Origin of the sequence: uncultured Senegalimassilia sp. (assembly GCF_934632265.1) — a bacterium.
In the GTDB taxonomy this organism is placed as follows: Bacteria; Actinomycetota; Coriobacteriia; order Coriobacteriales; family Eggerthellaceae; genus Senegalimassilia.
The window spans coordinates 1-12245 of sequence record NZ_CAKTYH010000055.1 but is presented as its reverse complement, the minus strand read 5'-3'; the positions used below and the strand labels follow the sequence as shown (position 1 = coordinate 12245).

At 59.4% G+C, this 12245-nt stretch carries 16 protein-coding genes; all 16 read right to left on the bottom strand.

What is annotated here, in order from left to right:
* The coding region (locus Q0H50_RS05410; protein ID WP_294420237.1) for a hypothetical protein at nt 1-353 on the bottom strand (353 nt) is incomplete at its 3' end.
* Nucleotides 340-726 (bottom strand): hypothetical protein, encoded by a 387-nt coding sequence (locus tag Q0H50_RS05405; protein ID WP_294420234.1) that lies wholly within the window; start codon nt 724-726, stop codon nt 340-342. The genes Q0H50_RS05410 and Q0H50_RS05405, both read right to left, overlap by 14 nt.
* Nucleotides 723-896, bottom strand: a complete 174-nt coding sequence (locus tag Q0H50_RS05400) for a hypothetical protein (RefSeq protein ID WP_294420232.1) — start codon at nt 894-896, stop codon at nt 723-725. The genes Q0H50_RS05405 and Q0H50_RS05400 overlap by 4 nt, the downstream gene beginning before the upstream one ends.
* Nucleotides 897-905: 9 nt before the next feature.
* Complete coding sequence (locus tag Q0H50_RS05395) at nt 906-3527, bottom strand: phage tail spike protein (RefSeq protein ID WP_294420229.1); 2622 nt, start codon at nt 3525-3527, stop codon at nt 906-908.
* Between the two features lies 1 nt (nt 3528).
* Nucleotides 3529-4161 carry a hypothetical protein gene (locus Q0H50_RS05390; RefSeq protein WP_294420228.1) on the bottom strand — a complete coding sequence of 211 codons (633 nt, stop codon included), beginning with the start codon at nt 4159-4161 and terminating at the stop codon, nt 3529-3531.
* The gene (locus Q0H50_RS05385) at nt 4158-7028 is read right to left on the bottom strand and encodes a phage tail tape measure protein (protein WP_294420225.1); all 2871 of its coding nucleotides are present in this window, start codon (nt 7026-7028) and stop codon (nt 4158-4160) included. Before Q0H50_RS05385 ends, Q0H50_RS05390 begins: the two co-directional genes overlap by 4 nt.
* Nucleotides 7029-7249: 221 nt before the next feature.
* Entirely contained in the window at nt 7250-7627 is a 378-nt protein-coding gene (locus tag Q0H50_RS05380; protein ID WP_294420223.1) for a hypothetical protein, read from the bottom strand.
* Between the two features lie 45 nt (nt 7628-7672).
* Nucleotides 7673-7840: a hypothetical protein gene (locus Q0H50_RS05375; protein WP_294420221.1), complete on the bottom strand. Its 168-nt coding sequence runs from the start codon at nt 7838-7840 to the stop codon at nt 7673-7675.
* On the bottom strand, nt 7837-8403 hold the full coding sequence (locus Q0H50_RS05370) for a hypothetical protein (protein WP_294420220.1): 567 nt from the start codon (nt 8401-8403) through the stop codon (nt 7837-7839). Before Q0H50_RS05370 ends, Q0H50_RS05375 begins: the two co-directional genes overlap by 4 nt.
* A gap of 1 nt (nt 8404) precedes the next feature.
* A complete protein-coding gene (locus Q0H50_RS05365) occupies nt 8405-8812 on the bottom strand; it encodes a hypothetical protein (RefSeq protein ID WP_294420218.1) in 408 nt (135 codons plus the stop codon).
* The gene (locus Q0H50_RS05360; RefSeq protein ID WP_294420215.1) at nt 8809-9165 is read right to left on the bottom strand and encodes a hypothetical protein; all 357 of its coding nucleotides are present in this window, start codon (nt 9163-9165) and stop codon (nt 8809-8811) included. Before Q0H50_RS05360 ends, Q0H50_RS05365 begins: the two co-directional genes overlap by 4 nt.
* Nucleotides 9152-9508, bottom strand: coding sequence for a hypothetical protein (locus tag Q0H50_RS05355; protein WP_294420212.1), 357 nt, complete (start codon nt 9506-9508; stop codon nt 9152-9154). Before Q0H50_RS05355 ends, Q0H50_RS05360 begins: the two co-directional genes overlap by 14 nt.
* On the bottom strand, nt 9474-9785 hold the full coding sequence (locus tag Q0H50_RS05350) for a hypothetical protein (protein WP_294420209.1): 312 nt from the start codon (nt 9783-9785) through the stop codon (nt 9474-9476). Before Q0H50_RS05350 ends, Q0H50_RS05355 begins: the two co-directional genes overlap by 35 nt.
* 15 nt (nt 9786-9800) lie before the next feature.
* Entirely contained in the window at nt 9801-11060 is a 1260-nt protein-coding gene (locus Q0H50_RS05345) for a phage major capsid protein (RefSeq protein WP_294420239.1), read from the bottom strand.
* Nucleotides 11061-11077: 17 nt separating this feature from the next.
* Nucleotides 11078-11905, bottom strand: coding sequence for a head maturation protease, ClpP-related (locus Q0H50_RS05340; protein WP_294420207.1), 828 nt, complete (start codon nt 11903-11905; stop codon nt 11078-11080).
* Nucleotides 11902-12245, bottom strand: a 344-nt coding sequence (locus Q0H50_RS05335) for a hypothetical protein (RefSeq protein WP_294420205.1), incomplete at its 5' end; no start/stop codon positions are given. The genes Q0H50_RS05335 and Q0H50_RS05340, both read right to left, overlap by 4 nt.

Genomic DNA, 12245 nt, shown 5'->3' with positions numbered 1-12245 from the left:
GCGGCGCCGCCATCGACCTCGCCGCTCTCGACCACCAGAAACGGCCGCGCCATCTTCTGCGTGACGATGCGCGCATTGCCGGAGAGGTAGCCGACGAACGATACATAGAGCGCGCCAGGCCGCTCCAAGCACTCCCATGGGATGGTGACCGTGGCAGCGCCGTTCGTTACAGTCATGGAAATGCGCTTTACCGTGCCACCGTTAGAGAAAACGGCAATCCAGGAATTCGCGCCTTTCCACTCGTCGTCGAACTCGGCATGGAGCGTATCGGCCTTGACGTTTCGGGCGATTGCCCGCTCGTTGTGGGGATGGTTGATGACGCGCTCGGCAACGGTAACGTTATGCGTCTTCATCTTCGAACTCCAACATCCACTCCAAGTCCAGCATCTCCTGGCCGGTCAGCTGGCCCATGACCTCGCTGGCCTGGACGCGGAAGATGCGCGGCTCGGCTTCGGCGGTGTCGATGCCCGCCATGCGCTCCTGATACTCCGCGAAACGCGGCGAGTCGAAGCGCAGGGAAACCTGGCCCGTCTCGTTGCCCTCAGCGTCCAGCTCAGGCTCTCCCAGCTCCATGATGGCCGCGTCCTTTGCCTGGATGTACTCGGCGATTTCGTCTCGCAGTACGCGCGTGTTCTTGGCCGCTGCATAGCCGATAAGGCCGCTGCGGTCGAGCAGGGGCTTGAGCTGAGCGACCATCTGCTCCATCTGTGCGTTGGTGTATGTCATTCGACTACCTCCTTGTTCGTTTCAATGCCCTGCGATGCCAGCAGCAGGTCGAGTTTTGCGTTGATTTCATCGAGGGTCGCTCCGCTTGCAACGGTCGTTGCTTCGCACTCAGCTGGCAAAGCTTGCTCTGGCGCATCCGCTTCGTTAATCACGTATGTCTTGTTATCCATGCGCTGCTCCTAAAAGTCGTATCTGGACATGTGTATGAGCAGACCGTTTTTAAATGTCATATACGATGGACTTGAGGACCACCTCGTCAATGCTCCTGTGCTCTCGTTTATCCCAACTACCTGATACGTCTTAAACGTTCCCGTGATTCCGCCGTTCGCCCCTCCTGTGTCGGTGTCAATCCACGCGCCATATAGCTTGAAATTGTGAAAGTCGGTAGGGCATCCCATGTGCAGCCTGCCGGACGTATAGTTCTTTAGCGTGTCGTTGGCGTATGTCAGCTTCATCGTGTAGCTGTTCGCGGTCGCAGATTCGAGGACGGCCCAGGTCATGTACGAACCAGATTCTCTCAGGTCGAAGTTTAGGCCGTGTTTTGTCTGGTCATACGTATAACCGTTCACGCCAATCGAGCCAACTTTCTTGTAGCTGCTCGCAGACGTTTTGACTTGGAGTTCCAATCCTGACCCAGATAGCGTCATTGTGTCGTTGCTGAGAGATGTTGCAGCAATGCTAAAACCGCCGATTTCCCCGCGCGTTGCCGTTATCACGCCGGTACTCGTGACCTTGAAGTAAGTTGAATTGACGACGAACGTGTTGCTGTTGAACGTCACCGCGCCTGCGCTGATTGTGATTGCGCTCGTATCGTTCTTGAACGCCTCGCGAACGCCGCTCATGTCGATGGCCTGTTCCTGCTTGGAGCCGTCGACGCTCATCACGATTGATGCGGTGCCGCCCAGCTTGCCGGAAACCTCGAGCGTGATGCTGTTCGCAAGCTGCTTGATCTTCGATTTCGCTCCGGCATCCGAGACGTTCCAGTAGCTGCCGTCGTACACCATCGTTGCAACATCCCCTGCGCCCCACCAGTAATCCTTGGCCATGAGAGAGCCGTTCACGCGTATGTACTTCGCGCCGGTTCCGCTCACGTTGAGCGTCGGATAGCTTGCGGTGTTGGCGTATGAGAACTTCACACAGACGGTGGCGCCCTTGTACAGCTGCTTGAAGCCCTCGATGTTCACCAGCTTTGCGGCGGTGGCCGCCGCCGTGGTGCAGGTGCCGTACCCTTGCTCCAGCTGCTCGACCGAAAGCGTTATGCCCTCAGCGGTCTGCCTGATGTCGGATATGGCTGTGGTCATATAGGTTGCGTTGCCGTCTTCGTCGGTATACGGATAACCTTGCTCGATAGTCGATTTCAGCGAATCGGAAAGCTGCTCGATGCGCGATTTCCTCTCGCCGTCAGGTCCTTCGTAGTAGACCGTCTCCTCGATTTTCTCGGCGGTCTGCACGATGTCGGAAATCTTGCTTTCGATGGTGATTCCCTTATCGCCGCCGAAGTTATCGAGGCGCTGGCTCACCGTGGACGTGATAGAATCCTCGGCAACCTTGATAGCGGCCTCTGTGTAGCGCACGTAATACCCGATGTTGGTTAGGTTGGTTTTGGTCTGCGAGCGCACATATTCGAGCGCGCCGGCAAGCCCGCCAAGCGTTGAGACTATAGCCGAATGCGTGGCCTTCGTCTCGCCGAATTCCCACGTCGACTCGGCCGGTTCGCTCACGTTGATGGTCTGCTTCACGACCTCAAGTCGCTCATCAAGCCCAATCAGCGGGTTATAGCATGGGTACCATCCGTGAATCCGAATACGGTGCGCATCATATCCCAGAAGCGATAAATCGTAACCCGTTATCGTGGTGGACACCGGGAGCTGGTTGTTTTGCTTGAGCCACCGCTCGCCTTTGTCCTTTAGGTTCGCGGGCTCGGTCACATCGTCCCATTCGTTGGTGCCCTCGATGATGCCGTACAGCTTCACCGCATCGTCATCGTCTATATAGGGTTTGCCGGCGTTCACGCTCTCGATGCCCAGGCGGTCTTCGGTCTCCACCTCGCGCTCGGTCCCTTTATCGTCGGTCTCGGTTCTCGTCAGCTTCGCGCCTCGCGGGTAAAGGCGCGTGATGAGCTGATCGGGCTTCAGCTCGCGCTGAGCCGATTCAATGTTGCGGCCTACGCTGATGCGCTCGGAGTGCTCATCGCCGAGCTTTTCCATGTAATCGAAATACAGCTTGCCGTCATCGCCGTAGCGCACCTGTGACTCGCCGCCGAAAACGTCTATCAGCTTTTCCTTGATGATATCGAAGGTGCGCTCGAAGTTCGTTCCCTTGGTGACGTTTTCCGTGGTCTTGAACGTCTGCACGGTGACGTTGCCGCGATAGATGCGCTTTTCCTTTGGCACATGTGCGTTATGGTTTGCCAGCAGATAGTCGATGAATTCTTGCAGGCCGTTGCGAGAAGTATCGCCCGCCCACGTCTTTTCCTCGGTGTATGGCTGCACGGAATCGTTCAAGTATCCGCGAAGCCCCTCGCATGTGACGCTTTTGTACGCAGCGCCGTCCGAGTCCATGGACGCACCGGCTGAAAGCACGCGCCCCTGGAACACGGCATCCCCCGTGCTGACGTCGACGCACTCGATGATTGTGGCGAACTCCACCAGCGCATCGTATCCGGGGTTTCCGGGGTAGATCGTGAACGTCATGGAATCGGTGGCGTTCACCTCCTTGGCAATCTGGCAGTCGGCCACGTGCGCGTAATCGCCGTGAACGACGGTCGGATGCCCGGAGTTGTAAACCGTTATCAGATACACATCACAACCTCCTTTCGCGCCACTTCAGCACCGCCGAGCCGCCGGTGACCGTTATCCGGTTGTCCCCGTGCTCGAGAGGGATGTCGGATACCGTCTCGCCCGAGAACGTCTGATTGAGCGAGCCTGTCTGTATGGTTGCCGTGCCGGACGGGACCACCGTGAGCCTTGCCCATGCTCCATCGTTGCGAACGGTGTTTATGCCGGCATTCACCGGCTGCTCGCACCAGTCGTTCGATATCTTGTAGGGGTCGACGACGAAAGAAACGGTGACCTCGGAGGAAAGCCCATATTCGTCCGGGCTTTCCTCCATCTCCGAAAACGACCCGTGATAGTGGAAATACGGCGCATCGTCGTCGTAGATGTCGGTATCGAACGCAAACGCGCAGAACTCGCGCAGGCCGGTGACCTGCCGCTCCAAATCCTGCGGAGTGTCGGCCATGAGGTCGAACACGAACGAGAGGGTGCGCGCCTCGAAGTACGCGCGCCCTCCCAACTGCGAGAAATCGAGTTGGCCGTCCATATAGGGAATGGACTTCACTGCCGTTTTCTTGACGGGCGGGCTTATGCTGCGGCTCGCGCAGCATAAGCCCAAATCGCGCCATGTGTGAACGCCGTCGATTTCGAATCCGCTCATACAGCAAGCCCCCTGTCTACGAACGTCTGGCGCGTCCCGTCCACGCTATCTCGGGCGGATGCCGTGCCCTCGGCGATGGCGCGCCCATCGAGGTTGAGCACGGTCTTCCGTTTGGCCAGTCTCTCGATCGCGTCAACGATGGCGCCGGTCCCGCGCAGCTGGGCGCGCTCCGCCGCCGTCTGCACATAGTCGACGAGCGTGGACACAGGCGCTATCGCCTCCGGACCCGCTTCGCCGCCAACCATGGCGCGCCCGCCGTTGAATCCGAACAAGGTTGGACGCTTCAACACGGCGCCTTTCGCGTACCATTCGACGCTGATGCTCGGGATTTGCGGCGGGTCAATCGAAAACCCGCCGCTGATGGAGAAGTGCGGCAGGTTGATATGCGGAAATTCAAGGTGAAGCCCAGAAAAGAAATTGGATATCGCGTTGAGGGCGCCGCTGACCGTGTTCTCGGCATTGCCCATCTTCTCGCCGATCGCGTCGGCAATCCCGGAGAATATGCCGGAGACGACGGACGACACGGAATTGAACACGCCGGAGAACGTCGAGGCGATGGCGTTCAGCACGCCGCCGACGGCGGCATACATGCCGTTCAATATGCCTGTGACGATATTGGATAGACCGTTTAGGATTTCCTGCGTGCCCTGCTGGGCCAATGACCAATCGCCGGTGAAGATGCCGATGATGGTGCCCATCACCAAGTCGATGACGCCCTGCACGACCTCCATGCCTCCCTGGATTATCTGGAGGAACGAAGCCGCGAATCCTATGGCCCCCTCGACGATGCTTGCAAACGCCATACCGAATCCCTCGGCGAGGGATGCGAGCGCAGGCAAGAGATAATCGAGGAAGAACGATACCAGCATCGAGATGTATGGGGATGCCGCTTCGACCGCCTGGCCTATGGTCGCGCTCGCGAAGTTCCATACGTTGGTCACCACTTCGCGAAACTGCTCGTTCGTGTTCCAGAGGTAGATCAAGATGGCAACCAATGCGGCTATCGCCAATGCCGCAATGCCTATCGGCGATGACAAGAAGGAGATGCCCGAGCCTAGCGCGCCGACCGCCCCTGTTACACCGGACACCACGCTTTGGATGTTAGCCACGATCGCGAACGCCGCGATGGCCGCGCCCGCCACGCCGAGCACCGGCGCTATCTGGTCGAAGTTCTCGATAAGCCACGTGATGCCGGGAACGACCGTGCCGGTCACGAACTGGACGGCGCCGCGTAAAGGCTCCTGGAACTTGTCGTAAACCTTCAGCCCCGTTTCCTCGAACGCCGATTGCATTGTAGCCAAATCGCCGTTGAGGTTGTCGGTCATGGTGCTCGCCATGTCCTGGGCCGCGCCGTTGGCCCCGTATAGCTGGTTGCGGAAATCGCCGACAGAACCCGCTCCGGCGTTGAGGATGAGGTTGAGTCCCTTGATGGAGTCGGCCGTGAACGTCGCTTGCAGGGCGCTCGCCTTCTGGGCATCGCCCATGCCGTCGGTGGCGGATTCGATGTCCTGCACGATGTCCACCATGTCGCGGTAGTTGCCGCTCGCATCCATGACGGCCACCGATGTATCGCCGATGGCGATCTGGCCGTCCTCCATCTGCGAGGTCATGTCGCGCATGACCGCCGTTAGCGCGGTGCCGGCTTCGGAGCCCTTAAGGCCCTGGTTCGATAGTTCGCTGATAAAGGCCGTTGTGGTCTGCACGTCCATTCCCGCCGCGTTGCAGTTGGCGGCGCAGTTCTTGAACGCCTGGCCCAGCTGCTCGGTGTTCGTGTTGGCGTGGCCCTGGGCATATGCCAGCACATCCGCCATCATGGCCGAATCGCTTGCTTGCAGGCCGAACGCCGAAAGGTAGTCGGTCAGCAGGTCCGATGCCGCCGCAAGGTCCATCTCGCCGGCCTGGGCCAGCGTCAAAACGCCCGCGATGCCGTCAAGCGACTGCTGTGTATCCCAACCCGCGAGAGCCATGTAACCGAACGCATCTGCCACTTGGGAAGCGGTGAAGTTCGTGCTGCTGCCAAGCTCGCGAGCCTTCGCTTCGAGTTGCGCCATCTGGTCGGCTGACGCGCCGGAAAGCGCGGCGACCTTGGACAGGGATGATTCGAACGTGCTGCCAAGCTCGACGATATCCCCCGCCAGCTCCTTGGTCTTCTGCGCGCCCGTCATGAGCGCATCGGTCGCGAAGTTGCTTATGATGCCCTTCGCGACCGTAAACCCGTCACCGGCCTTCTCGGCGGCGTTTCCCAGGTCTCGCTCTTCGCTGGCAAGGCTCCGCGCGGCGGTTTCCGCCTCGTTCATCTTCGCCTTGTTCTGAGATAGCTCGGTGTTGAGCGAGCGGATCTTGCCTTCGAGCTGCTTGGCCTCGGTCGAGTCCTTCCCCTTCGCTATCACCGCGCTGGCGTATTCGCGCTGCAGCGCGGTCAGCTTCGTCTGCTGCTGGCTTATGGTCTGGGACAACTGGGAATACGCCGACTGCGCCTGCGACTGCGCGGCGCGCTGCTGCTCTATGGCCTGGTTGGTCTGCGTTATCTGGCTGCGCACCTTCTCCTGCGCCGTGCGGGCGGCGTTCAGCTGGTTGGTGAGCCGTTGGGATTCGGCGGAGTTCTCGCCGAATGCCGCGTTGGAACGCTCGAGCTGCGCGGTTATGGCCGCTATCTTCTGCTTGAGGGTTTCGTCTTGCTGCTGCAGGATTTTCTGCTTGGCGGTAAGCCCGTCTATGCTCGTGCCCGTGTTCTTCATCTGCGCGGCGTTCAGCTTCAGCTCGCCGCGCAGCTGCGTCATGGCCGCGTTTGCAGACTTCATCTCTGCTCTGAATTCATCGGTGTTCGCCGAAAACCTGATTTCGACCTCGTCCTTCGCTTTAGCCAATCATCTGACCTCCTCCCTGATTGACTCGCAGACGGCGTTATCCCATTCGTCGTATGCCTGCTTGTTCGCGACCACGGATGCCAGGAACGGCAGGCTTGCGTTCCAAAACACATGTTCGCTGATGCCCAGAATCAGAACGTAGAGCGTGTAGGCATCGGCGGCGTCCTCTATCGGGAAGTCCGGAGCGCGGGTCTTGCGGGCGCCGCCGCGTTTGCCGCCCCTTAGCTGTCTTGCTCGGCTTTCGAACGCTCTTTGAAAGCCTTGGCTGCTTTTGGGGCGATCAGCTCCATGGCCGCATTGGTGACGACGTTGATGTCGTTGGGCAGGTTGGCGGCGAACTCGCCCTCTGTCAGGCTCCCGTCCGTGCCGCCGTTCTCCGACACATATGCGCACAGGTAGCCGCAATACACGATGGTTACCGCGCTCAGGACGTCTTTCGCGATGCCGGTGGTGACCAGCTTGCTGAATCGCTTGTACAGGTCCTTATCCAATGCGCTCATGCGAAGAAGCAGGCCCCAGGTGATAAGGAGCGGCACGGTGGTGCCGTTGGCCATCTCGATTTCAGAAGATGCGCCCAGCTGGGCGTTGTTGTTCGGCATATTGTTCCTTTCAAATGGAAAGCGGGGCCGGACGCCCCGCTTTTGCTACTGCTGCGGCTCGACCTCTCGGATAAGCGATGGGTCGACGGCCATGATTTCGTCGATGCGTTTGCGCGTGATTTCGATGATCTCGCCCGCATGCTTCGTGCGCTTGCTGTACTTGTCGATGAACGAGCAGAGAACCTCGACCTTGAACTTCTCGGCCGCCATCACGCCATCACCTTCTTGACCAAATCCGGCGTGAACGAGGTCAGCCATTTGCTCTTGATGTTCTCGGCGAGGCCGGCCGACAGTGCTTCGTAGTGGCCGAAGCCGTTGTCATCGGGCGCGAACGCGATTTCGGCTTCGACCTCGGCAACCTCTTCGGAGCCGTTCTCGACCTTGTTTGCCGGGCCTGCGTTCATGACGCATTTCGGCCACGCTTTGAACTTCTCGACGTCATCCTCGTCGAACACGTCGGCGGTCAGGCTGAACTCCGGATGGATTGAGTTGCGACCATAGCCGTACACGCCATCGGCCAACGTATCGGAATCCATGCCCATGAGGGTCATGTACAGCTTCCACGGGATATGCAGCGACACCTTCAGGGTGCCGTTGCCCGTCCCGCGCGTGCGCTTCTTTACGACCACGCCGCGGCATTTCTTGCTGGTGGTGATCACATCGGTAGATTCCTCCAGAGAGCCGATGCACTTCACTTCGCACGTGTCCGAGCCTACTGTGGCGTACATCGCGCGCACCTCGTACTCGGAGAACACGGTCTGCTCGATTGCAGCCATATCATTCGCTCCATTCTCTTGTCATTGCGTCTATGCACCTCTGCGCGATTTCGGGGGAGGCGGCTTGCGCGCCGCGCAGGAAGAAGTGCTGGCCTCCCGCATGGTTTTTCGTGTTCGAGCCGTCATCCGGGAAATAGAGATACCGCCAGCGCCTTTTCGTCCCCACGGACACGGCAAGGTTCTCGTCGATGTCGTATCGCGGCCAGTCGGACGCGACAGCCGATGCGCGGTGCCCCTTGAACGTGCGCCCGGATGGGTGAATCAGCGGGTTTATCCGCTGGCTGATAAGCGGCCCCGCCTGCTTGTGCAGAACGTCGTTGATGGCCTTCTCGGCGTTTTCCGGATAGGCTTGAGCCGCTGCCATGAGCCTATCGAAATCTCGCGCGTTCAAGCTCACGTTGCCGCTCACGGTTTGCGCCCTTTCGTGAAGTAGACGCTCATCATCTCCACCACGTCGCGCGTGCCGGGCTTGGCGGTGTACAGATACTCGATATCGCGCGAGCGGTCTAGCTTCATGCCCGGTATCTTCGCCATAGCCTCGATAACGTTCAGATACATGTCCTCGGGCACGTAGTTCTCGCGAACGACGGCCACCAGAAACCGCTCGGAATAGCCCGTCAGGTTCTCCTTGGGGCTGGTGTTGTCGCGAGAGAATACCGTGTAGTTCCACGGTTCGGATTCCTCGACTTTGGATGCCACGCCGTAGTAAACGGCATCGTCGATGCTTTCAAGCGCGGCCTGGATATCGTCAAGCGTTGCCAAACGGCGCACCCCCTTCCAGATAGACGAACATCTCCGTTTTGGACGTATCCACGTGGCGCACCGTGTAGATGTTGGGGCCTATGACGGCCTTGCACCCCGGCTTCACGACCGGATGCAAATGTGTGCGCAGCTTCGCGGACACGTTGAAGCCCACCTGCTCGGCGAACTCGTAATCTTGTGCGCGCACGGACGATTCGGCATAGCACAGCTTCACCAGGAATTCGAGATCATCCAGGGTGGCGGCGTTCACCTTCGCCGCGAACGACGAGGCGCGCTGCTTTTCCGCGTAGAACGCCGCAACGCCATCGCTATAGCTGGGAAGCGGCTTGTTCTTCTTCAACATACTGTTTCACCAGCCATCTATCTCGGCACTGGGCTATCTTCGTTGCGTAGTTCGCTCCGAAATCGTCCAGCGCATCGTTCCATTCGTAGAAACAGTAGGCGAGGAACAGAACCTGCTCCGTGCCCGGCTGCTCGAAGCTGAAGCCGTCGTCATCTATGCCGAGCAGGCCGCGCAAGTCCGCATCGGCCTGCTCCATGATGTCGTCGACGCGCTCATCGGTGTCCGGGTCGCTGTATGTGATGCGCAGCTTTCGCCTTACCTGCTCGGCCAGGCTCATACCCGCTCACATCCCCTACGCCACGGGCAGCTGCTCGCCGCCGTCGGATTGCTCGACCGCAGAATGGCCGGTCGATGCATCGGCCTGCGTTGCCGCCGCATTGACGTTCTTGACGGTGATGTAGGCCGGGTCAAGCTCGGAAATGTCGAGCACGATGAACGATGTGTTGTCGTAGGCGCGGCCTGCGGCGTGCTGGATCAGCTTGAAGGTGCGGGTGTCGTCCAAAAAGCCGATGGAGTCATCGAACTCGATGTTGCCGTTGCGGGAGCCGCCGACCGCCAGGGTGTAATCCTCGGCGATGCCCAGAACGGCCTTGCCCTCCGGCACCGCGTTGCAGACGAGTGGCTCCGTGGGGAACGGGAACAGGTTATTCACGTAACCCTGGCCGTTGGCCGAGAGCACCGTGGTTGCAGGCATGACCTTGGTGAGGTAATCCTTCATGCAGCACAGCAAAACGACCTCGCTGAAGGTGCGCTGCTTGCCCTTCTCGGTGGTCGCGACCTTGGCAACCAGGGGACCGTATTCGGCGGGGGCGAAGGAGGTAACCTTGACGGCGGTTTTGTCGGGGTAACCGGTAGACTGCTCGAACGCGCCGTTAGGATTCTTCATCATGCCGACGGGCATGTTCACGCCGGTTCCCTTGACGATGGCTTCCTCCAAGCCCAAACCCAAGGCTTCGGCCATAGTCGCGCGGACAAAGGCATCCAAGAACTGCGGCCCCATGTCCAAAATGTCAAGAGGGACAATGCAGAACGCGGAATACTTCGCCTGCTTGATGTCGATGACCTTCAAGCTGCCCTTGATTTCGCTGATAATCTTGGCATCGATCTCGCCCCAGCCGCCGCGCTGCACGGAGTTATCGTTGATGATCCACTTCGTGGAATAGCCAGCGTTTCGGAATCGAATCTTGCTCAGCAGCGGGCGCGTCTCGACGAGGTAGCGGAGCACATCGTCGATGATGGTCTCCGGCATCAGGTCGTCCTTGTCCTCATGCTTGAGGATGTCGATGAACGCCTGCTTGGTCGTTGAGGACTTGAGTGCGGAGGACACGTTCTTATACCATGCCTGCTCAGCGGAGGTCAGCACGCGATAGCCGCGCTGCGCCAGAACGGACTCGTCCTGGGTCTTCTGGAACAGCTTGAAATCGGCGCGGATGGATTCGGCGGTCTCCTCCTGGAAAGCCTCCCATGCCTCGGTCATCACCTGCTCGTCATCGGACTTCAAGGCAGCGGTCATCTTAGCCGCTGCGCTGTTAGCGGTCAAAAGGCTCATTATTCGTTTTCTCCTGTTCGTTATTCGCGGTCGGTTTTCGCTTCGCGTCTCGCTACGACCTGCAAGAAATTAAGCAGCCCCTCGGACTGCTTGAACGCGCATCTATTCTGTTTAGGCTCTGGCGTAGGCTCGGGTTCCCGGCCTGCTTGCTGCCCAGGTTCCGGTTCGGGTTCGGGTTCCGGCTCCGATGCCGCGACCGGCTCGCCCTGCTGCGAAGCGCGCGCCGGGGAGATTTCGTTTCGCACCATGCCAACAAGCGCCGCCCTGGCGCACTGGGAAGGCGCATCCGCACCGCCGAAATCCTCGATTTCCGTGGCGAATCCCATTTCGACCGCATCGGCTGGCAAAATCCAGCTTTCGGCGTCCATCAGCTCTGACAGCATCTCTTCGCCGATGGAAACGCGGCTCATGTAGGCGTTTTTGCTGGCCTGCGTGATGGTGTCCATATCGTCGGCCAGCTTGCGCAAGTCGGCGGCGTTCGCGCCGTACGCGGAAGTCCAAGCGTTGTGGATCATCAGCAGGGACGCATCCGACATCGCGCGCTCGTCACCGGCCATGAACACCACCGAGGCGATGGAGCAGGCGAAGCCGTCGCACGTGGTGCGGATTTTGGCGCTGTGGCGGCGCAACGCGTTGTAAATCGCCAAACCTTCTGCAACCTCGCCGCCGTAGCTGTTGATGTGCACGTTGATTTGGCTAACGTCGCCAAGCTCCTCAAGCTGCTTTGACAAGCTTCGGGAATCGGTGCGCCCGTCATCGGCCCACCACTTCTCGGCGATATCGCCGTAGATGTCCAGGTCGGCGGTATCGCCGTCCTGCACCAGCTGGAAATACTTCTTCATCGTCATTTGTTATCACCTCCTTGCTGCTGCAATTGCCTTAGCACGTCCTCTATGGCGCCCAGATTCTTGGTCATCATCCGGGATGACGTCGACTCATCGTTGACGCGTTCGCGGCCCAGGGCCTCGAGCACATCGTCGATGGTGAGAACGCCGCTCGATACCAGGTTCATGACGGCCGGCGCGGCGTCGAAGATATCTATGTGCTTGATGGTGGACGTATCCACCTTGACGCGGCTCCCCTGGCACACCTCGGAGAGCGAATAGTTCTTGCGCGTCATCTCATCGGAGAGCATCTGCGCCTCGGGGTCAACCGAGAACGTGAGCATGGTGTTCACCAGATCGCCCA